This window comes from Lawsonibacter sp. JLR.KK007, from assembly GCF_036941135.1.
GTDB lineage: Bacteria > Bacillota > Clostridia > Oscillospirales > Oscillospiraceae > Lawsonibacter.
In genome coordinates this window covers 1,063,655-1,085,075 of the sequence record NZ_JAYWSY010000002.1, presented here as the reverse complement: position 1 = coordinate 1,085,075, position 21,421 = coordinate 1,063,655, and the positions used below count along the sequence as shown (strand labels likewise).

The following is a 21,421-nucleotide window of genomic DNA, read 5'->3' as shown; positions in this document are numbered from 1 at the left end:
TAGAGGAAGTGTTGATCGGAATGATTTTGAAAAAGGAGGGCCGCGCAGGCGGCCTGGAGTCTGGAGACGCCATGGTCACTGCCCGGCCCAATCCTCAGGGCGGGGTCCAGGTGGATCTGGAGAGCGTCCTGAAGACCCAGTTTGGAGACTCCATCCTGGAAACGGCCAGACGGGCAGCCCGGATCATGGACGTCCAGGACGTATCCCTGCACATTGTGGACCGGGGAGCGCTGGACCATGTGATCCTCTCCCGCGTCCAGACGGCCATCTACCGGGCCGCCGAGGCGGACCAGTTTGACTGGGACAGAGGGGGGGCTGGCTGGGATGAACCGTGACCGGCTGCGGCGCACCGGCCTGTACGCCAGTGCCTCCAACCCCTCCAACATGACGCTGGCGCCCTTCTACCGGGCGGATTTCCTGGTCTACGACCTGGAGGACTCCGTATCGGTTGCCGAGAAGGACAGCGCCCGGTTCCTGGTGTTCAATACCCTGCACCGGCCCCGGCTGACCGATGTAGAGCTGGTGGTCCGGATCAACGGGCTGGACACACCCTTCGGTCTTCAGGACCTGGAGGCCATCGTCCGGGCGAAGCCCGACCTGATCCGGGTGCCCAAGTGCGAGTCGCCCGCCAATGTTCAGGCCGTATGTGACGCGATCAGCCGCATCGAGCGGGATGCCGGCATTCCGGAGGGGAGCACGGGCATTATGGCGTCTATCGAGACGGCGGCGGGGGTGCTCAACGCCCGGGACATCGCCGCCAGTTCCCCCCGGCTGGTGGCCATCGGGCTGGGCGGCGAGGACTTTACGGCCAGCATGAAAACCACCCGCACCCGGGAGGGGAGCGAGCTGTTCTATGCCCGAAGCGCCATCGCTCTGGCCGCACGGGCCGCCGGTATCCAGGCCCTGGACACCATCTTTGCCGATGTCAACGACGAGGAGGGCCTGATTGCCGACACGATGGCCATCAAAACCCTGGGCTATGACGGTAAGCTGGCCATCCACCCCCGGCAGGTGGATGTGATCAATGGCATCTTTACCCCCACAGACCAGGAGATTCGGAAGGCCGTCCGGATTTTTGAGGCCATCCAAGAGGCCAACGCGCATCACTCCGGCGTGATTGCCCTGGACGGCAAGATGATTGACCTGCCCGTGGTGGAGCGGGCCGAGCGCACGCTGGCCCTGGCCAGGGCCACGGGAAAATGGGACGGGGGTGAGGATTGATGGGCATGACAAGCAATGGGACCGTTCTGCCGGACCAGGCAGGCGGGCGCACCCTGGTCCCCTATGAGGGACCCTTCGCCCGGACCAACCCTGCCACCGGCAGGACCGGGTTTGACGGCGGCAGCAAGATTCGGCCCAGTCTGCGGGACGCCATTTTAGAGGCCGGACTGAAGGACGGCATGACCATCTCCTTCCACCACCACTTCCGGGAGGGAGACAAGATCGTAGGCCAGGTGCTCACCGCAATCGAGGAGCTGGGAATCCGGGGCCTGCGGTTTGCGCCCAGCGCGGTGGTCAATCTGAAACATCCCTCCATCGTCCACTTTGTGGAGACAGGGGTCATCGACCGGGTGGAGGCCAGCGGCATCCGGGGAGAGCTGGGGGACGCGGTGATTGCCGGCGCGCTGAAACAACCGGTCACCCTCCGGCCCCATGGCGCCCGGCCCCGGGCGATCCGGGCCGGGGAGCTGACCATTGATGTGGCCTTTATCGGTGTGTCCGCCGCGGACGAGTACGGCAACGCCAACGGCGTTGTGGGTGACAACGCCTGCGGAGCCTTGGGCTACAGCCACATCGACGCCCAGTACGGCAAAACGGTGATCGCCATCACGGATACCATCGTCCCCTATCCCTGTACGCCGGCAGTCATCCCCCAGGAGCAGGTGGACATGGTGGTGCAGCTGGCGGAGATTGGTGACAGCGCCCTGATCGGGCGGGGGGCGGCACGGCTGACCCGCAATCCCCGGGACCTGCTGATTGCCAAAAACACCTCGGATGTGATTGCCCACTGCGGCCTGTTTCAGGACGGCTTCTCCTTCCAGACCGGAGCCGGAGCCATCCCCATCGCCTGCACCAACTACATCGGCCGGCACATGGCAGAGCGGAACATACGGGCCGGCTTTGCGCTGGGAGGGGTGACCTCTGGCATTGTGGAGCTGCTGAAAGAGGGCAGGGTAGGCTATATTGAGGCGGTGCAGTCCTTCGACGCGGTGGCCGCCAAGGCCATGCTCACTGACAGCCGGATCGTGGAATGCGGCGTGGACCGCTATGCCAACCCCCACAACAAGGGCGCCATGGTCAACCGGCTGGACATTGTGGTGCTGGCGGCTCTGGAGGTGGACGTCAAGTTCAACGTCAACATCCTCACCGGCTCCAGCGGCGAGATGCTGGGTGGACTGGGCGGCGGGCCGGACACTGCGGCAGGAGCGGCGGTGCCCATCCTGGCGCTGCCGCTGTTCCGAGGACGGACCCCCTCCATCGTGGATCAGGTGTTTACCCTGTGTACTCCCGGCGAAACGGTTGCCGCCGTGGTGACTGAGATGGGGGTGGCCCTGAACCCCAGGCACCGCAGCTGGAATATGCTGCAGGAGTCGCTGAAAAGCTGCCCGGTCAAGCAGTACACCATCGAGGACATGAAACGGATGGCGGAGACCATCACTGGCGTACCGAAGCCCATCCGCTGCACAGACCGCGTGGTGGCGCTGGTGGAATACCGGGATGGCTCTATCATCGACGTAATTCGCCAGCTGGAACCATAATCGGGCCCCCGGTTACGGAAGGCTCGTTGCAGGAGGGAAGACTATGAAACAAATCGCCCTGACAGGGCCATACAACCCCGCCACCCGGAAGCTGCTGTACGAAATGCTCCCGGAGGGCTATGAAATGTTCGACGTCCCCGGCCCCGAGGACTACGGCAAGCTGAAGGAGGCCGACAGCATCATCATCCGCACCGTCCGTCTGGACGGCAGCGATTTGGCGGAGGCCGGCCGGCTGCGCTTCATTCAAAAATGGGGCGCAGGGTATGACACGCTGGATATCCCCGGCATCAGCCGGCGGGACATCCCTGTGGCCATCTGCGCCGGGATCAACGCCCAGCCGGTAGCGGAGCTGGCGGTGCTGCATATGCTGGCGGTCTGCCGCCACCTCCTTGCGGCCAACGCCAAGCTGAAGCAGAACATCTGGGCCAAAAACGAGTTCTCCAACCGGTCCTTCCTCCTGCAGGGGAAGACGGTGGGGCTGCTTGGCCTGGGCAACATCGGGCGCAGGGTGGCCCGCATTGTCCAGGGGTTTGGCGCACAGGTTCAGTATTACGATATGTACCCCATTCCGGAGCAGCAGGCCAGGGAGCTGAACATCCGCTATGTGGCGCTGGATGAGCTCCTGGCCACCTCCGACATCCTCAGCCTCCATGTGCCCCTGACGGAGCAGACCCGGGGGATGCTGGGCGCCCAGGAGTTCGCCAAAATGAAGGACGGAGCCGTCTTGATCAACACGGCCCGGGGGGAGATCGTTGACGAGCAGGCCCTGGTCCAGGCTCTGGAGCACGGAAAGCTGATGGGGGCCGGGCTGGACGCCTTCTGCGCTGAGCCGCCGGGAGAGGACTGCCCCTTCTACCAGATGGAGAATGTGGTGGTAACGCCCCATATTGGGGGAAACACGGCGGACAACGATGTCAACATGATCGCCCGCTGCTTTGAGAACATCCAGCGATTTGACCAGGGGCTGCCCCTGCGCCGCCGGGACCTGGTGAACGCGGCGCTGCTCCAGACCAAACCAGAAACGGAGGACTGATGATATGGCAATCCATCCAATGCCGGAGCTCCTGCCGGACAAAGTCATCCAGCGGGCCAGGCAGCTCAATGCCGCCCAGCTGGCGGACGGAATGAAGGGCCTTGGTATCCCGAATGATGGCTGTATGGATGCCGGCATTCTGCCTGTTGATCTGCATATGCGGGTGGTAGGCACCGCTATGACGGTGGACACCAGGGACGGCGACAACTTCCCCATTCATGTGGCCACTTACAGCGGAAAGCCCGGCTACGTCATGGTCATTGATGGCAAGGGCTGTCCGGACAAGGCATATTTTGGCGACCTCATTATGGGCGCTGCCAGCGCCATCGGATATGAGGGGATGATCTGCGACGGATATGTCCGGGACCGGGCGGGCTGCATTGAACTGGGCATGCCCGTGTTTGCCCGTGGCTTTATGCAGAGAGGTCCCGGCAAACAGGACCCCGGCGAGATCAATCTGCCTGTCCGCTGCGGCGGGATCACCGTCTCGCCGGGCGACCTGGTGGTGGGCGATTACGACGGCGTCACCGTGGTCCCCCGGGACCGGATCGAGGAAGTGCTGTCCAAGGCGGAAGAGAAGAAGGCTTATGAGGAGAAACGGGAGGAGACCATCTCCGCCTACCGCGCCGCCGTCCAGGCCGGAACGGAACGCCCTGAACTGGCCCCCGCCTGGGTGCTGGACATGCTGAACAACGGCTGATGCAAGAAAAAACCTCCGCTCCCTGTCTTGTGACAGGAGCGGAGGTTTTATTGTGCGTTGTCCAGGATGCTCTGGGCCTTGGCCAGGACCTCTTCCCGGAGGTGAGCCGCTCTGGAGGCGCACTCCGCCGCCGGGCGGCCGCAGAGCAGGCAGCGCCGCGGGGGAAGCCCCAGGTCCCGGCGGCTGACTGCACCGCCTCCCTGGGCGGTGACATCCAGATCCAGAAGCCGCCCGTCGGGAAAGAACTCCTCCGCCAGCACGCAGAGTTTCTTCAGCTCCCGAGGGGACTGGAGGGCTCCGGCAATCAGCCAGGGGCCGTCAGGACTGGTATCCTGCTCCAGAAGCTCCAGGATTTGCCCCCTCTCCGTCAAAAATTCCAGCGTCCTGGATGAGGCGCGGGTGAACCAAAGCTCCACCGCCTGGTCCGCCCGCAGTGGCATGGGGATGCAGGCCGTCATAGACAGCAGCGCAGGAAAGCGTGCCGCATAAAACTGCCGCTTGCCCCAGCGTTCCTCCCTGGCCTCCAGGATCTGGGCAAGCTGCCGGTCAAATTCGCTCACAGTTCCGCCCCCTCTCGGAGACGCCGGCGGATACCGCTGCAGTCCGGGCTGTTCAGGTACTGCCAGGTGCAGTGGGGAACCAGCGGACGGATGGCTTCCATACGCCCCTCGCCCAGCAGCGCCCGCACTCGGGAGGCGCTGACCGGTTCGCCCTCCACTTCCAGCCGCGGGATCAGGCGGACGGAGACCCCCACTGGCTCCAAGGTGCGGGTCACGACCTGGTTGTAGAGCTGTGTGACGGGAGACAGAGGTTCCGTCCCCAAAAAGCGGTACTGGATGCCCAGTGCGGGGACCAGATGCCGGCGGAAAACCTCCGCGTCGAGAGACGCCTGGACTTCCGCCAGCTCTTGAGCCTTCGTAAAATAGGAGGGGAAGGTGAGGGAAGAGATTACATACCGTCCGCCCGGGATCACGGTGACCTTCGGCAGGTCCGCCGTCCCCTGCCGAAGCAGCGAGAGCCGGACTTCAAAGGGAAACAGGGACAGGTCCTCCTCCACCGCCAGAACCACCACCCGGTCACAGAGGTTGGCGGCCTGCTCGATCAGGTACCGATGTCCCAGTGTAAAGGGGTTGCAGTTCATCACCAGTGCCCCAGTGGAGCCCTCAGCAGGGGGGACCTGAGCGCGCAGGCGGCGGCAGTAGGTCTGGATTCCCTCCTGACCCCACTCCAGCAGGGCGGCCTTGCCGGGGACGTCCGCCACCAACGAGAAGCCCAGCCCCTGAAAAAAGGCTTGCTTTTCATATCTGGTAAACAGATAAACCTGACAGATTCCTTGTTGGAACGCCTCCCGGAGAAGATGGGTGACCAGCTTGGCCAGAAGATCCTCCCCCTGCCGGTCCGGGTCTACCGCCAGCATCTGCAGCATGCTGCCCACCAGTGAGCCGGTGGCCAACAGCTCTTCCCCGTCCTCCTCGTAGATCCCCACCGTATACTGAGGAGCCTGGTTGGACCGGGTAAGGCCGCACCGCTCCAGCAGTGGGAGCGCATCCTCCAGACGGATTTTTCGTTCAGTGTACATGATGTCCTCCCTCCAAGACGGTCACCGGAAGCATCCGGAGACCGCCACAATGATCTGCGGAAAAATCGAGATCACCAGCACCATACGGATGATTTGCAGCTCAATGACCTCTCTGCTCTCCACCCCCAGATCGGAGGAAATCAGCGCCATATCGCTGGCTCCCGCCGGGGTGGCGATCAGCATTGCGGCACGGAGCGGAAAGCCAAACAGTCTTCGCAGCAGGCGGCCGGTCAGAATGCTGTTCAAAAAATACCCTGCCAGGATCAAAATTGCGGGGAGGATCAGGTGATTCAATTCCAGCAGATCCGTCCCGCTGATCCCGCAGCCAATGTAAGCGCCAGACAGCACCTGAGCCAGCCGCTTGGCGTATATGGGCAGATAGGCACAGCCGGTTAAAAGCTTAAGGGCGATCACGCCGAACATGGCAAACACCAGCGTGCCCGCCGGGATGCCGGACAGCTTTCCCAAGCCGCCGAAGCAAAAAGCCGCGGCAAGGGTCATGAGAAATGCTGGCACGCGGCGGGATTCTCTGCCGCCGTTCTCTTGGGTGCTTTGAGAGACCTCCGCAGAGGAGCCGGCCTCGTCCCTTGAGAGGAGCAGAATCAGCGAGGGGAATATCCCGATCCCGGCTGACATGCGGACAAACTGCAGAATGGCCACCTTGCCCGCGTCAGCGCCCAGGTCCGCCGCGATGATCGGTGTGTCGCTCATTCCGCCTGGCACCGCGCACAGCATAGCGGTCAGCATGTCCAGCGGACTGCACAGCCAGATCAGAAAGCCCAGGACCAGATTGACAAGCAGCAGAGAGAGCAAAAGCACCAGCAGAGGACCTCTCAGCTTGGAGATATTTTTCAAATCATTGCGGCCGATCCCGCAGGCAATGAACGCGCCAGCCAGACATTGTGCCGCCGCCTTGGCCAGAGAGGGCATATAGGCAGCGCCGCTGGTGATGCTTAGGATCATCACCGACACGATCGCGCCCACCATCATCCCCCCTGGGACTTTGAGCTTGAACAGCAATGCGCCTCCAACCAGAGCGGTCAAAAATGTGAGAGATAAGTTGAAAATGGTGATCATTCCTCTTTTTTAGTTCATTTATTATAACACAATGCGCCGGACTGGTCCACATCTATTCGCATATTTTTGCTTGCCCAAGTCTACCAAACGCCTACCAAAACCGCCCCGAACCTCCTGCGCCGCAGGAGGTTCGGGGCGGTCTGCATTTCCGGACGTCTACCAGATCTCTACCGCCCAAACTTTTTTACATCGAAACCGCTTGTTTCTTTGAATTACATCCCGTTTTTACAACGCAAAACCGCCTGTAAGTGGCGTGACACGGCGGTGGCCGGAGGGAAGCGTCGAAAAACCTCGAAAATTTTGGGCAAAACGCAGAATATTCGGAACCTTTGCTCAGACTTACGGGGTCTACCAAATGTCCGAAGCAGGACGCGTCCAGCCCAAGATCCGGCCCCTCTCAGGCCGAACAAAATTAAAGGAGGAAATCCGAATGAGAAACCTGAAGCGGGCCCTCAGCCTGACTCTGGCTTCCGTTATGCTTCTGGGCATGATGGTCGTCGGCAGCAGTGCGGCTGTGGGCTACCCCGATGTTGCCGAGGATGACAACGTCGAGGCCATTGAGGTTGTGCAGTCGGTCGGCGTAATGGTCGGCGACGAGAACGGCAACTTCCGTCCCGGCGACTCCGTGAGCCGCGCCGAGATGGCCGTTGTTATGGGCAAGCTGCTCAACCTGGACTACAACTACTATGAAGCGGTCTGCCCCTTCACCGACGTCGCCGGCGTCTATGACTGGGCCAGAGGCTGGGTCGGCGCTGCTGCCGCCAACGGCATCGTGTCCGGCCGCGGCGATGGCATCTACGATCCCGCCGCCACCGTCACCGCCGTGGAAGCCGCATCCATGATGATGCGTGCTCTGGGCTACTTCAAGTACAGCAACGACTATGCCGACGGCTTTGAAGTCTCCACCGTCCGTCTGGGCACCACCATCGGCATCTTTGACGGCGTCGGTTCCAGCGCCACTGCTCCCATGACCCGTAATCAGGTGGCGCAGATGGTGCTGAATGCCCTGCAGTCCGCGGTTGTGGAGCCTGACGGCAACACCATCAACCTGACCACCCCCGACGGCACTGTGTACACCGGCAAGGTGAACTACGTCAGCGTCACCAGCGACAAGATCTTCGCTTCCGCCATCAGCACCACGCGCGCTACCTCCGTCGGCTCCTACAACGACGGCTGGATCGTGGAGCTGGGCGAGCGGCTGTACGACGGCAAGCTGGAGCTGGTCAACGACGACATCGACGTCTTTGGCCGTCCCGCCCGCACCTGGAAGTACAACGGCGGCGAGGTCGGCACCTACGCCAAGAAGGAACTGCTGGTAAACGGCGGTACCTACACCGCTGCGGTTTCCGGCCGCGACCTGTATGAGCTGCTGGGCCAGACCACCATCCGCGACAACGACCTGGACTCCTACCTGGACGGTGCGGAGAACGGCGTTGCCAAGACGGAGCTGGTCCGTTCCAACACCAAGGCGGTGAACGACTCTGCCCGGGGCGTGCTGACCGAGGTCTATCTGGACAACGATAATGACCGCATCACCATCGTGTCCATCAACACCTACCTGGCCAAGGCCAACAGCGACTACAGCTCCGAGAGCGAGACCCTCTCCCTCACCGTCTACAACAGCGCCAGCGGCATCTCCAAGCTGGTCGACCTGGAGGACATGGCCAGCATCGCCAACATCAAGCGCGATGACTGGGTCCTGGTCAACTGGGCTGACGCCAGCAAGGAGGCCGAAAACAAGACGGTTGTCGATATGATGGATGTGGAGATCCTCACTGACCGGACCGTCACCCGGTTCAGCATGGACAATGAGGAGGACAACAGCACCTATCCCCAGGAGGGTACCCGCATCAAGTCCATCACCACCGACGGCACCGAGTACAAAAACAACGTGAACGCCTACTACAAGGCCACCACCCTGAACGACTACAACAAGGACCTGCTGGTGGACAAGACCTACAACATCTATCTGGATCAGTACGGCAACTTCATCGGCGCCGAGCTGTATTCCGGCAAGGATCAGTATGTCTTCATCACCGGCTATGACCGGCCCGAGAGCTCCATCGCCGTGAGCACGGCCACTGCCAATGCCATCTTCACCGACGGCACCATGAAGAACATCAAGGTCAATGTGAAGTCCACCAATGAAAACATCGCAAGCCGCGGCGACGAAAACTATACTGCGTGGGCGGCTCCCGGCCAGAATCACGAGGAGATGTGGTACAGCTACACCCTCCGCGATGACATCTACACCCTGACTCCTGCTGAGCGCTACACCTATCAGCAGAACGACAACGCCGCGGACGCCACCATCGACACCTCCAACGTCCGTCTGGTTCCCACCGGCCGCAAGGGCACCGGTTACTCCTACGGCGAGGACGAGTCCGCCTATATCACCGTGAACATGGGCGATGTGGACCGCGACGACGACTACCTGGGCATCGACGAGGTCACCGGCATCTACACCGGCATCCAGGAAGTGAAGCTGGTCTACGGCCAGAACGACTGGGTCCACGCTGTGTATGATGAGGACAGCTTCATCATCGCCGCCGTCGTCCTGGGCGAGGCCGAGGGCATCGCTGACAACTACGCCTATATTCTGGGCAAGACCAACGCCGAGCGCTATGAGGACGGCGTCCACTACTGGGAGTTCGAGGCCATCATGGGCGGCAAGAAGCAGACCATGACCGTGGAGGACCGCTTCAACAACACCGTTACGAAGCTGAAGGCTGGCACCATTCAGGAGCTGGTCCTGAACGCCGACGGCAACGTGGTCACCATCCGTGACCTGCCCAACAGCCGCACCAGCGCGTCCAGCGAGATCGAGACCGCCACTGTTTCCGGCGGCTACGAGAGCGACAAGATCTACACCAACTTCGACTTCATCAGCACTGAGGGCGATTCTCAGGATCACGCCGACTACAACGCCTACCTGATCGACGTCGGCGGCAACGGCTTTGGCCTTCAGGCCCGCTATGGCGCGGCCGCCTTGGGCAGCGTAGCCGGTATGAATGGCAGCGCCACCCCCTATAACGCCAACCTGTACTACACCGACATCGCTCTGAGCGGCCGCTCCCTGCACTACGGCGCTCACATCGACACCAACGACATGGGCCTGCTGTTTGCCAAGGAAGCGCCCGCCTTTATCAGCCGCGAGATCAACAACGAGCGCAAGGTGTACTCCTACGGTTCCGTGGCTGAGGCCTTCAGCGCGCTCCAGGATGCTGACCGCGACCCCAGCACCAACAGCTCCAGCGGCGACCTGAAGCAGTTCAGCGGCATCGTGGCCGCCGTGCTGGACACCAAGGGCGTGGCCCAGTGGGTGTTCTTCTATGACAACACTCCCGTTAACGGCAAGGATAACGGCGACAACACGCTGACTGGCAACGTCGATGCGGCGAATGGTGAGCCGATTAATCCCAATGGCCGCACCTACGGCTCCATCAGCACTACCCGCCTGGGTGACGTCTCCATGAATGTTACCTTCACGGCTCCTGATTGGGCTGCGGTGAATGACAATACCGAGGTCGACTTCACTGTCACCATCAGCGATGATAAGGGCGTGATCAAGGTCTTGGATGAGGGCGACTTCGATGCGTCTACCACCGCAAGCAACTTCTCCTACACTGTTAAGAGCGCTTCGGTGAGCGATATGAAGAACGCCATCAATGAGGGGCGGATCGATAGCACCAAGCTCAAGGCTGTGATCAGCGGCGTGAAGTGGACTTACGCAGCTGTTGAGTATCAGTACGAGGACGGCACCGAGATCGATGCGGCGAACATCAAGGCCGCTGGTGGTTCCAGTGCTGCGGCTGACAAGATGGCTCTGGCTAACACCGGTGCTGCGTTCGGCTTCCAGTTCAAGGCGACCGGCAATCAGACCGTTGGCGCTGATGCCACTTACGCCATCACTGGCGCTGCGGTCGCAACTGGCGACAGCACCAAGCTCACTGATGCTCTGACCGACAGCACCGATGTGAACTTCAGCAAGATCTACGCCAAGGGCGGCGAAAAGGTCATTGTCACCATCAAGGGCGTGACCGTTACCGAGCCGCCTGAGACGGAGAAGTATAGTGTGGTGTCCAAGGCTGATGATGCCATCGAGTTCATCATGGTTGATGCAGTCCCCGGCTCTGATGCTATCCCTGCCACTGGTTGGGCTTCCTCCCTCAGTGAGGTCGAGCCTGGCAAGTTCGTCTTGGTCCGCTCCGCTGGCGCGGATGCGCTGGCTGCCAGCAATGGCCTTGTAGCTTCCAATATCTACAACATGGATGTCTTCCCGCAGGCTGCTGTTTCTCCTGCAATTACTGTGAATAGCACCTTGGCCGCTCAGGGCGTTTACGCCTTCGCAATGCCCACATGCAATGTTGCTATTGCGGCGGTCAAGACCAACAAGATCGTTGTTTCGCACGGCTTTGTTGAGAGCGATGGTACAGCTGCTAATACCAAAGTAAATCTGCTGACCGCTGAGGCTCCTACTACTCTTGACACGGATGCTAAGAAGGTAGAATTTGCAGCCAAGTGGATCAATGAAAAGGTGGCTGGCATGACTGCTAAGGCAGATACCGATTTCGTTGGCAATGATGTTCTGATTTTGACCAAGAATGGCAGAAGCCTTGAGGTTCCGGTGAGTAATGTGACCATTAACAACACTGGCCTGTTCTGGGCTACTGTTGATGGAAGCGATTATGTTGCTGCAGACAGTACTGCACTCAAGACTGGTGAGCTTCTGGCTAAGGTTAAGACCACTGCTGAAGTGACCGCTTTGGGCGACTACTATGTCAAGGTCACCGCCACAAACAATGATGTTTCTGCTCAGAAGGCCAGCGATACCACTAATGCTTTGACTGCTGGTGATGTGATTGATACCAATGGCGGAAAGGGCTATATCAAGCTGACCACGACTGTTGCGAATGATGCGACAAACAGTCCCGCGACTATGCTGGATAGCGGCACTGTGAGCGGCGAACCCAAGAATGCGTCTGATGGATTTACTGTTACCACTACCCAGTATGTGAAGAAAGATGTTGGCGAGTTGGCCATCAACCTGAAGATCAGCACAGACAAGACCATGGCCGATACTGGCAAGAAGCTGCAGGCGAAGGTCGAAGGTACCACTGGTGCAACTGTTGCTGCTGCCACCGGTGTTGACTACACTAACTTCGCTGATGTGGCCGATATTGTGACTGGCTACGAGTGGAAGGCTGCTGACGCTAAGACCGTTACTATCAAGGTGACCCCCACTGGTGAGGATGTTACTTTGACCGTTACTCTTGCCGCTGTAGCTCAGTAAAGATTATCCTGCGCGAGAGGAAATGCAAGACCCCGGGCTTGGGGCAACTCCCGTAAGGAAGTTGCCCCAACCGGGGGCCGTAAACGACAAGTTACCTATTTGGACGGCGTAGCTTCGGCTACGCTGTCTTTTTCCTACGCTTCTGCATGGCCTGATAATAGGCCATATATTCCTGTTCCAGCGTTTCCGGTTCCGGCGCTGTCCAAAGGCCAATAGTGTTGTAATAGATATCTACCCGCTGATGCCGCTTGCCATCTATCTTCTCCGGCTTGGATACCACGATCTTATCAATGAATTCATGGACGATCTCAGGTGTTAACTCCGTCAGCTGGGTCACCTGTCTGGCCCGCTCAATGAACCGCTGCAAGTCAGCAGCCTTATCCGTGGTTGCGTCCAGAGTGGCCTCCATCTCAGGGATTGCCGCTTTCAACTGCTTCTGCTCATTTTCCAGCGATACCGTCAGCGTGGCAAAACGTTCCTCGGTAAGCAGTCCCTTGGTCAAATCCTCGTAGATCTTTTGAATGATACGGTCAATCTCTGACACTCGCTGTTTAGCTTTGTCCAACTCCCGGCTTCTGGCAGACAGTTCCTTTTTCTCTTGCAGGCCAAACCGCTCCATTTGCTCCTGGGCAAACCGCTTTTCATAGACCTGGACATACCATAAGAGTCTTTGCAGTCCCTCAAGGACAAGCTGTTCCACAACCCTCTCCCGAATGTAGTGAGCGGAACACAGGTCGGTATTTTTACGGTAGCCGGAACAGAAAAAATAGGCTTGCTCTCGCTTGTAGTTGTTGGTGGCGCTGTACCCCAGCTTACTGCCGCAGTCGGAGCAGTAGAGAAGCCCGGAGAACATACTCACAGCGCCCGTCCTTGTAGGTCTGCGGCGGTGCTGACGGAGATTTTGGACAAGGGCAAAGGTTTCCCGATCAATGATAGCGGGATGGGTGTCGGTGAAGATTTTCCATTCCTCCTGCGGCCTGTCCAACTGCTTTTTCTGCTTGAATGACTGGCGGTAGGTGCGGAAATTCACTGTATCACCCACATACTCCTGTCTGTCCAGAATTTCCGCTACTGTGTGAGAACACCATTTGTGCGGATACTCGGGGAGTTTGGTTGGGCAATTTACACCGACACTGCGCTGGTATTCGCTGGGCGTCAGCACACTGCCAGCTTTCAGCCGCTTGGCGATCTGGGTTGGCCCCAGGCCGCTAATGCACATTTGGAAAATTCGCCGAACTACCTCTGCCGCTGGCTCATCCACCAGCCATTTGTTTTTGTCCTCCGGGTCTTTCTTGTACCCAAAAGGTGGGTTAGTAGTGAGTGGTATCCCGGCGTTGCCACGGCTCTGCATGACACGGCGTACCTTATCGCTGGTATTTTTTGCGTGCCATTCGTTGAATAAATCCTGCATGGGAACGATATCGCTGACCCCATTGGAGGTGTCGATGTTGTCCATGATGGCGATGTACCGCACATTCAACCGTACAAAATCTTCTTCCAGAAGCTGGCCCACCACAAGGCGGTTCCGGCCCAGCCGGGAGTGGTCTTTTACAACGAGATTTGCCACAAGCCCCTGTTCAGCCAGTTCCATGATTTCCATAAAGGCCGGTCTTGTGAACGAAACACCTGAGTAGCCGTCATCAAAGAAAAATCTTGGGTTAGGCAGACAGTTATCACTGGCGAATTTCTCCAAAATGGCCCTTTGATTCTGGATGCTGCCTGAGATACCCTCTTTTTCATCGTCACGGGACAATCTGGCATATAATGCTGTAATTCTCTGATTATTTGGCTGCTTCTTTTTCAAAATACGCTCCTTTCCGTAGCCGGATGTGATATGAATTGCAGGGTATCACTATCATACCACATCCGGCGCAAGACTTCAACACTTTACAGTGCGATATTTCGGCTGAGGATACGATTTACTTTCTCGTCTGCGGTTTCAGCGTCCTCGCTGAAATGGGCGTTGACGGTGTAGACGGTGCCGCCGATCTCCCGCTCAAAGCTGATGGGGCGGGGGTATTGGCGCTTTTTCAGCCAGTCCAGCCGGTCAGCGTGGGACAGTCCGGCAAGAAACACTGCTGTTTCATCAGCCTTTTTCATCGCTTCATCATATATTTTTGCTTCCTTTTCGGTCAATTCAAGTATTATCGTGGCCATCTGGCAACGCTCCTTCTTTGATACTTATCCTGAGTGCGGCCCATACGCAGGGCCTGCATTTTCTTCTCCAGCTTCAAATTCTCTTTCAGCCGGTCGCTCCGGGAAAGTACACCTTCAGCAGCTTTAATGTCCTTTCGGCAGACGGCCATCGCCGCCGTCAGCCGGTCACGTTGAGCCTTGATTTGGGCAACCTCCACTCCATCGTCACAGCGGCGCAGACGGTTGTAGAACTTCCGGCGGGCGTCCCCCAATTCCTTTATTTCAGCCTGTTTTCCGCTGATAAAGTCCGTTATATCTTCCGCTGTGTCCAGCTTTTCCCGGCAAATCAACTGCGCCTGACGGCTGATACTGTCCAGACGGCGGCACTCCTCCCGCAGTTCCGGGGAGAGAGGGCGGCGTTTGCTACCTTTGGGGAGAATACCTAAACAGTAGCAATAGTGGAGATACAGCCCACGGAAACCGCCGACTTTCTTCACTGTGCTGAAAAAGCCTTTTAACCGCAGACGTTTGGGCTGGGGGCACTGGACAGGCACAGGCTTGTACCGCTGATAGCCCAGGTCATAGGCATACCGCTGGCGGTTTTCCTCGATCCGCTCCCGGAGGGCCGGGAGGTCGTATTCCTCACCCAGTCGGTACAGCCGCACCGCCTTTTTACTCCCAATCCGCCGCAGGGTGGCGTATTTGCGGGCAGGGTTGGCGTCCAGTTCGTAGCCTTGCTCCCGGAGGGCTTTTCGCAGGTCGTTTCCGTCCACGCTGACCTTGAGGGCGGCGTCCAGGGCTTCCCGCATGAGGTTGTACTTGGTGGGTTCCCCATTCTTTTCAGCAAAGTAAATGCTCCGGGGTGTTTTCCTTTTCGGATTTTTGATGGTGGAAAGCTGGTATTCCCTGCATAAATCGTCCGATAACTGGCGAAACTGATAGTAGGCCCGTTTGCCGCAGTTGAATTTCCTGCCGTCCCACAGGCCCACGGAATTAACAACAAAGTGGTTATGATAGGTGCCAGTGTTGAAGTGGGTGGCGACAAGCACTTGGTACTCATCGCCCCACATCCGCTTTGCCAGTTCTACCCCAAGCTGGTGGCACAGCTCCGGGGTGACCTCACCGGGTTTGAAACTTTGGTAGGCGTGGTAGGCCACGTTACCGCCTGTCTTGCCAAACCGCTCCTTGACCACCTGCATTTCCTGAAAAGCGGTATCCCGGTTACAGTTCACGCCGGTGACAAACATGGTCCGTTCCTCGCCCTCAACGGTCTTTTCCTCGTTGACGGCGTAATGGAGAACCTGTTGTAAATCTGAGTAAATAGTCTTATCCGGGTTTTGGGCATAGTCCACTACACGGGCCAGACTGTCTTTGACAGGCCAAATTTTAGTTACCGCCATCGTCCGTTCCCTCGCTGGTATAAGCGTTTAGAATTTCCCCCGCCAACTCATCCAGTTGGGCTGCTGTCCGCTCTATGGGCTGGGTGGTGAGGTTATCCCGCAGGAAATTCACCCGCTGATAGAGGGCATGAAACCGCTGGCTGGGGAACACCGCCGCAGGTTTCCCAGCGCCCACCCGCCGGAGATACCCGGACAGGGACAGGCCGCACCGCTTGGCCTGACGCTCCAGCTTCCGCTTTTCCCGCTCGGTCACCCGCACCTGGATGGCTGTCGTTCTCTTTCTGTCGGTCATTTGATCCGCTCCTTTCTGGCCGGGGTGATAGGGGTAGAACCCCTCTCGGCAAAAGGTGCCGCCCGCTTTTGGGGTGCCCCCGGCAACACAAAAGCTATGCTCGCTACCCCACAAGACAGGGTAGCGGGGTGTCGTTTGGCGGCTTCTTTTCTGCGGAGCGTTGGGGGACAAATAGATTCAGTGACGGCAGTTCTGCCGTCATCGTTGGTTTCGGTTGGCTGGGTGACGGCAATTCTGCCGTTATATTGTTTGCCGTTCTATCCAGGAGTGTTCCGCCCCCTTTCAACGGCGTTGTCTCGCTCGCTCCCTGGGTTGGAAGGTCTTAGCGTAATTATCACTCTCGGACGGTCATTCTGTTGTCAGGGCAAAAAAGAAGCCGGTACACAGACGCACCAACCCCAGCGGGAGTTTTCCTCTCGCTGGGGTTCTTGTGTGGTTGTCTATGTACCGGCTCAAAAGCCGTATTCAGTTCGCCCATCAAATGGGATTTTTAGTTTAACATATAGAACTGGTGTTTGTCAATACAGATTGGAAAGATTTTTGCAAGTCGTGCAATGTTTGTCGTCAGCATGACAATTTATAATGAAAACTATAGCAGTCGTCTAAATTACCGACAATGATTTTGTAGGGGCGGGTATTACCCGCCCGTCCGGAAGGGCTGTGCCGTGTCACCTTGCGGGCGGATGATATCCGCCCCTACTGAGTGTTACGCATTTTGTTGATTGCTATAGTACAGCTTCTCAGTGGGCAGCTTCTACCGTCACAATGCTGGAGTCGCCCTTCCGGGCCTGCTCCAAAACGGCCTGCGCCAGCATCTGGAAGGTACTGTGGGAGGAGGTGGCCCCCGAAATCGCGTCGATCACGCCCTCGCCCTGCCCCTCCAGAAGCTGGCCCGCGTAATAGCGGGTGTACTCGTTGGGGTAGGTGCCGTTGGAGTGGAGCATGTTCTGCATATAGGCGTTGTCCCAGCTCTTAATAAAGCCGCTGGCGTTCTCTGCGTTGTACTCCACCGAGATAATGCTGCCGCCCTTCACCAGAATGGTGATGTATTCCTTCCAGCCGTGGCTGAACTGGGACATCTGGGCGGTATAGTACCCGTCCTGGAGCCCCGCCTGGCCCCCGCAGGCTGTCAGCAGCGCCGCCGTCATCAGCAGGCTCAAAAGCATGGCGAAAATCCGTTTCATGTGCCGCACTTCTCCTTCAAGATAAATTTACGCACCTGGGCCTGGAGGGACTCGGCCTCCTTGGCCAGCGAGCTGCTGGACAGCTCCGTCTCCCCGGCGTTCTGGAGGTTGCGGTCCGCGATGCCGGAGATGGCGGCGATCCGCTCCTCCATAACGGCCAGGGCCGTCTCCTGGCCCTGTACCGCTGCCGCCAGCTGGTCCGAGATGGTGTTGATCTGGTCGGACACGTCGGAAATCGCCCGGAGGGAGCCGGCGGTATCAGCGGTCAGCTCCACGCCGGTCTGGATGATGGCCTTGGTGTTGTTGACCATGTTGGTGGCGCTCTTGGCGGCTTCCGCGCTCTTGGCGGCCAGCTGCTTCACCTCGTTGGCCACAACGGCGAAGCCCTTTCCGGCGGCACCCGCCCGGGCCGCCTCCACCGAAGCGTTGAGGGACAGGATGTTGGTCTGGAAGGCGATATCCTCGATGGCCTTCGCGATTTTTGTGATCTGCTGGGCGTTGCCGCTGATGTCGTCCATGGCGGAGGAGAGGGCGGACATCTGCTCGTTGGCGCTCTGGATGCGCCGGGTGATCTCCTCCGTCTGGGCGCGGGTCTGGCCGCTGCTCTCCGTCACGTCGGCCAGCCGCTCCTTCACGTGGGCCACCTCGCTGACCAGCTCCTCGGTGGACTGGTTCTGTTCCAGTGAAGCCTGGTGCAGCTGGGCCGACTGGCCGCTCAGCTGCTCCGCCATGGCGGTGAGCCGGTCGGCGGCGGCCCGGAACCCGAGGAGTGTTTCGTTCATCGACTGGGTGATGGTGCACAGGCTGGCGCGGATGAGCACAAAGTCCCCCTTGTAGTCCACCTGGGGGTCGGTGCGCAGGTCGCCGCCGGCCACGTGGGTCAGCACCTGCTGGATGTCGGATATGTACCGGTTCATGCTTTCCAGGGTGGCGTCCAGGGTCTGAGTCATGACCTCCAGCTCGTCGCCGGTGTCAACAGGGAGCACCTCCGTATGCAGGTCGCCGCCGGAGAGGGCCACCATCCGGTCGGTGACCCGCTTCACCGGGCGGGAAATGGACCGGGCAAAGCGCAGGATCAGCAGGATGGAGACGGCCAGCCCCACCAGAGTGGCCATGACCGACACGGCCATCGCCCAGTTGATGAAATGGTTGTAATCCGACTTGGGAATCTGGATCACCAGCGACCACTGCGTCCCCCGAATGGGGGAGAAGGCCACCAGCATTTTCCGCCCATCGATGGAGAACTCCGTGGCCCCTGTCTCCCCAGTGGCCACCCGCTCCACAGCCTTCCCGCTGCCGCCGCTGAGCTGGGCCAGCGTGCTGCCGCTGAGCACCAGCCCCTGGTCCGGGTGGCCGGTGACGATGCCCTCCCGGTTGGCCATGAAGGCCATGCCGCTGCGCCCGATGTTGATGCTGCTGATTACGTCGTTGAGGGTGTCGTATTTGTAGATGCCCATTACGTAGAAGGCGGTTTCGCCGTCCTCCTTCACTGGCATCCCCATAGTGACCCCCAGCTTGCCCTGGTAGACAGTGGTGGAGTCGGTGGTCAGATTGTCCGTCTCCTTCAAAAGGGTGAAGAAATCGCCGTCCAGGCGTTCCGGCGCGCCGTCGATCCCCTGGAGCAGCCGGCCGTCCAGTCCGTAAAGAGCAACCGTATGAAACTCATAGATCTCCGCCGCTTCCTCCAGCACCGCCATGCGGTTCGCCGCGGTCGCTACGGCGTCGGGGCGCGGAGCCCCCGCCCCCTCCGGATCGGCGGCGGCCACCGTGCTCATCCGGGGGTCGCCGGCAATGGTCATCATGCGGTCCGCCAGCATGTGGATGTTGGCCTCCACCGTCTTTGCCGACTGCCGGGCCATCGGCTGAAGGCTGTCCAGTAAAATGTTGTTGGCCAGTGACTGAAGGGAAAGGGCCATAATGACACAGCATATGACCACCAAAATCAGAATGTTGAGGGTGGTGTTTCTCAATATCCTTCTGTTCAGGCTCCGCTTTATCCCCCGTCCGCCGAGGGAATCCCCCTGCTTTCCTGCCACGTTTCAGTCGCTCCTTTTCCTGATGATTTTTGTCAGTAGACAGAATAAAAGCCTCTTGTACCCTTCCCGCGGACATCACGCCTGGCTGGACTGGCAGCAATTGACTTGAATCAGTATAGCATAAATTTATGGGAAATGGAAGTGCCTTTTTCCTCCCCCCCTTTTTATCTCTCCTCAAGTTCGTCGACTATATATTAACCGCCCTGCTGGATGACAAATTCAACAGGACGGTTTTTTATCTTATTTATTGTTGGCCTGGTACATAATATGCTATAGCAGGATCCAAAATTGCTGACAGAGGCGCTCCGTAGGGCGCGACGACCCGGTGCGCCGTTTGCGGCAGGACGGCGGGCCGAGGTCGTCCCGCCCTACATTTGCCAGCAATTCTGATGATTGCTATAATTAAACATTTGAAGCTGATAATTTATTATCTCTGGCATCAATCAGCACGATATCAGGACATCCAGCAATACCAAGTTCATTGAGAATTCGTGTAACCTTTTCCAATTCTGCGTCACTGAAAAATAGGATGACTTTTATTGCACGCTCTGTCCCGTTAGCTTTTTTGTATACCTCGACTTGATTTTCTAAATTCTTTTTTAACTTTGAATTGGATGCCAATTTAAACTCAACCAATGTCGCATCTTTGCTTCCTTTTGAAATTTTAAAATCAACTGGACCGCGACCATTATTAACTTCACGGTTTACATCAAAATCTGTTGCATACCAAACTAAACGATACATAATCTGGAGGTCGTTTTCACGCTTAAGAGGATGACCGTTCAGATAAAACAAACGATACCCGTCCATGTTCTCAATGACATCTTTTAAAAACTGAACTCGCTGATACGCTTCATCATGGGAATTAGCATTAATTTTATAAAACGCTGTTCGAGCATTCAAACATTGTGCAAGTTCTTGGAGTTGAGTATTAAATAGCATCCTGACTTCTTGGACGGCCTGAATGCTAATAGAAGTTGCTTTTTCTTCATTATCTTCCTTATATTTAATATAATAGTCAATTAATTCAGGATGTGAACGAATCAACTCTGTGGCAATCCGATCCTTTTCCGTTCTGGGCAGTTCTTTTTGCTTTTTTGAAAGAACTTCGGCAAAGTATTGATTTAATTCAAATCGAAGTGCTGCATCTTCAACCGAGGGAGCAATGTTCTGAAGATTGCCTAACATATCTGTCCGGTTTATAAAAGTTTCATCCCGAGTCAGCAAATCACATGGAGTGAGTAAAACGTAGTCGTTATTGCAATAAGGCAAGGTATATTCTTTTGATTTCCAAGTTTTTGTTTCATAGTTAAATTCAACTTTTGGGACACAAAGTGTTTTACACTGCGATGGAGACAAGTTTTCTCTTGCAAATGCCATCGTATAGTCTAATAGATATTTTTTCGCAAAATTCGTTGTAAAGTCGCTGATTTTATCTCGGCCAACTAATGGGCTAATCAAACATAGCTTCTCTAAATGTGAACTCTTAGTTATTCGCTCTTTGCCAAATTCTCTAAAAATTGTTCTGAGCCCCAAAAACAAGTTTTCGGCAAAGTCCTTCCCTAATCCACGTCCTCCATTTCCATCCAAGCTAAAGCCCAACCATGTCTGCTTCACCTCTGAAAATAAATACCACGACGATAACATACCTTTAGGTGGTGTGTCATAGTTTCCGGCCTGCTGTTGCAAAAACAATAAATAGCGAATAATCTCAGCATGAATTTGTTGATATTCTGGTTTCTCACTATTAAATAACAGGAATGGGTCTACAAAGAGGGGCATATCATTTATCAGAGAAATATTCACAGCACCATAAGATTCAATAATATCCTCATCCACATTGAAAAAATCGGAAAAATAAATTTTAAGTTCTTCCACAAGTTTTCCCTCCCCCAACCGATTATCTAACTACCCTATATTTAGATGCGATTT

At 57.4% G+C, this 21,421-nt stretch carries 16 protein-coding genes; 6 read left to right on the top strand and 10 right to left on the bottom strand.

Annotated features, from left to right (window positions below):
• Positions 1-20 precede the first annotated feature (20 nt).
• Genes citD through VV088_RS15295 form a run of 5 tightly spaced genes read left to right on the top strand, consistent with a single transcriptional unit; the run spans position 21 to position 4,492 of the window.
• Entirely contained in the window at positions 21-335 is a 315-nt protein-coding gene (gene citD, locus VV088_RS15315; protein ID WP_334601578.1) for a citrate lyase acyl carrier protein, read from the top strand.
• On the top strand, positions 325-1,221 hold the full coding sequence (locus VV088_RS15310; RefSeq protein WP_334601576.1) for an HpcH/HpaI aldolase/citrate lyase family protein: 897 nt from the start codon (positions 325-327) through the stop codon (positions 1,219-1,221). The genes citD and VV088_RS15310 overlap by 11 nt, the downstream gene beginning before the upstream one ends.
• A gap of 5 nt (positions 1,222-1,226) precedes the next feature.
• The gene (gene citF, locus VV088_RS15305) at positions 1,227-2,759 is read left to right on the top strand and encodes a citrate lyase subunit alpha (protein WP_334601575.1); all 1,533 of its coding nucleotides are present in this window, start codon (positions 1,227-1,229) and stop codon (positions 2,757-2,759) included.
• 43 nt (positions 2,760-2,802) lie between these two features.
• On the top strand, positions 2,803-3,792 hold the full coding sequence (locus tag VV088_RS15300; protein ID WP_334601574.1) for a 2-hydroxyacid dehydrogenase: 990 nt from the start codon (positions 2,803-2,805) through the stop codon (positions 3,790-3,792).
• Positions 3,793-3,796: 4 nt separating this feature from the next.
• Complete coding sequence (locus VV088_RS15295; protein ID WP_334601573.1) at positions 3,797-4,492, top strand: RraA family protein; 696 nt, start codon at positions 3,797-3,799, stop codon at positions 4,490-4,492.
• A 47-nt stretch (positions 4,493-4,539) separates the two neighbouring features.
• Here VV088_RS15295 and VV088_RS15290 read toward each other — a convergent pair whose 3' ends face one another.
• Genes VV088_RS15290 through VV088_RS15280 form a run of 3 tightly spaced genes read right to left on the bottom strand, consistent with a single transcriptional unit; the run spans position 4,540 to position 7,148 of the window.
• Positions 4,540-5,052 carry a citrate lyase holo-[acyl-carrier protein] synthase gene (locus VV088_RS15290; RefSeq protein WP_334601572.1) on the bottom strand — a complete coding sequence of 171 codons (513 nt, stop codon included), beginning with the start codon at positions 5,050-5,052 and terminating at the stop codon, positions 4,540-4,542.
• Positions 5,049-6,071 (bottom strand): [citrate (pro-3S)-lyase] ligase, encoded by a 1,023-nt coding sequence (citC, locus tag VV088_RS15285; protein WP_334601571.1) that lies wholly within the window; start codon positions 6,069-6,071, stop codon positions 5,049-5,051. The genes VV088_RS15290 and citC overlap by 4 nt, the downstream gene beginning before the upstream one ends.
• Positions 6,072-6,092: 21 nt before the next feature.
• Entirely contained in the window at positions 6,093-7,148 is a 1,056-nt protein-coding gene (locus VV088_RS15280; RefSeq protein WP_334601570.1) for an AbrB family transcriptional regulator, read from the bottom strand.
• Between the two features lie 430 nt (positions 7,149-7,578).
• Between VV088_RS15280 and VV088_RS15275 the strand changes: the two genes are divergently transcribed.
• The gene (locus VV088_RS15275) at positions 7,579-12,441 is read left to right on the top strand and encodes an S-layer homology domain-containing protein (protein WP_334601569.1); all 4,863 of its coding nucleotides are present in this window, start codon (positions 7,579-7,581) and stop codon (positions 12,439-12,441) included.
• A 118-nt stretch (positions 12,442-12,559) separates the two neighbouring features.
• Here VV088_RS15275 and VV088_RS15270 read toward each other — a convergent pair whose 3' ends face one another.
• From VV088_RS15270 to VV088_RS15240, 7 genes are all read right to left on the bottom strand, one after another.
• Entirely contained in the window at positions 12,560-14,245 is a 1,686-nt protein-coding gene (locus tag VV088_RS15270) for a recombinase family protein (RefSeq protein ID WP_295758511.1), read from the bottom strand.
• 83 nt (positions 14,246-14,328) lie between these two features.
• Positions 14,329-14,598, bottom strand: coding sequence for a transposon-encoded TnpW family protein (locus VV088_RS15265; RefSeq protein WP_300879201.1), 270 nt, complete (start codon positions 14,596-14,598; stop codon positions 14,329-14,331).
• Complete coding sequence (locus VV088_RS15260; RefSeq protein WP_325305220.1) at positions 14,586-15,977, bottom strand: relaxase/mobilization nuclease domain-containing protein; 1,392 nt, start codon at positions 15,975-15,977, stop codon at positions 14,586-14,588. The genes VV088_RS15265 and VV088_RS15260 overlap by 13 nt, the downstream gene beginning before the upstream one ends.
• Positions 15,964-16,269, bottom strand: coding sequence for a plasmid mobilization protein (locus tag VV088_RS15255; RefSeq protein ID WP_304634586.1), 306 nt, complete (start codon positions 16,267-16,269; stop codon positions 15,964-15,966). The genes VV088_RS15260 and VV088_RS15255 overlap by 14 nt, the downstream gene beginning before the upstream one ends.
• A 740-nt stretch (positions 16,270-17,009) precedes the next feature.
• Positions 17,010-17,453: an FMN-binding protein gene (locus VV088_RS15250; RefSeq protein WP_160569973.1), complete on the bottom strand. Its 444-nt coding sequence runs from the start codon at positions 17,451-17,453 to the stop codon at positions 17,010-17,012.
• Positions 17,450-19,489 (bottom strand): methyl-accepting chemotaxis protein, encoded by a 2,040-nt coding sequence (locus VV088_RS15245; RefSeq protein WP_297312451.1) that lies wholly within the window; start codon positions 19,487-19,489, stop codon positions 17,450-17,452. The genes VV088_RS15250 and VV088_RS15245 overlap by 4 nt, the downstream gene beginning before the upstream one ends.
• 402 nt (positions 19,490-19,891) lie before the next feature.
• Entirely contained in the window at positions 19,892-21,367 is a 1,476-nt protein-coding gene (locus tag VV088_RS15240; RefSeq protein WP_334601565.1) for a hypothetical protein, read from the bottom strand.
• Positions 21,368-21,421 lie beyond the last annotated feature (54 nt).

What these genes read in the sequence shown, in the direction of transcription:
- VV088_RS15260 (WP_325305220.1), bottom strand. Translation starts at nt 15,977, where the DNA reads ATGGCGGTAACTAAAATTTGGCCTGTCAAAGACAGTCTGGCCCGTGTA.
- VV088_RS15280 (WP_334601570.1), bottom strand. Translation starts at nt 7,148, where the DNA reads ATGATCACCATTTTCAACTTATCTCTCACATTTTTGACCGCTCTGGTT.
- citC (WP_334601571.1), bottom strand. Translation starts at nt 6,071, where the DNA reads ATGTACACTGAACGAAAAATCCGTCTGGAGGATGCGCTCCCACTGCTG.
- citD (WP_334601578.1), top strand. Translation starts at nt 21, where the DNA reads ATGATTTTGAAAAAGGAGGGCCGCGCAGGCGGCCTGGAGTCTGGAGAC.
- VV088_RS15310 (WP_334601576.1), top strand. Translation starts at nt 325, where the DNA reads ATGAACCGTGACCGGCTGCGGCGCACCGGCCTGTACGCCAGTGCCTCC.
- citF (WP_334601575.1), top strand. Translation starts at nt 1,227, where the DNA reads ATGACAAGCAATGGGACCGTTCTGCCGGACCAGGCAGGCGGGCGCACC.
- VV088_RS15265 (WP_300879201.1), bottom strand. Translation starts at nt 14,598, where the DNA reads ATGGCCACGATAATACTTGAATTGACCGAAAAGGAAGCAAAAATATAT.
- VV088_RS15275 (WP_334601569.1), top strand. Translation starts at nt 7,579, where the DNA reads ATGAGAAACCTGAAGCGGGCCCTCAGCCTGACTCTGGCTTCCGTTATG.
- VV088_RS15300 (WP_334601574.1), top strand. Translation starts at nt 2,803, where the DNA reads ATGAAACAAATCGCCCTGACAGGGCCATACAACCCCGCCACCCGGAAG.
- VV088_RS15295 (WP_334601573.1), top strand. Translation starts at nt 3,797, where the DNA reads ATGGCAATCCATCCAATGCCGGAGCTCCTGCCGGACAAAGTCATCCAG.
- VV088_RS15255 (WP_304634586.1), bottom strand. Translation starts at nt 16,269, where the DNA reads ATGACCGACAGAAAGAGAACGACAGCCATCCAGGTGCGGGTGACCGAG.
- VV088_RS15250 (WP_160569973.1), bottom strand. Translation starts at nt 17,453, where the DNA reads ATGAAACGGATTTTCGCCATGCTTTTGAGCCTGCTGATGACGGCGGCG.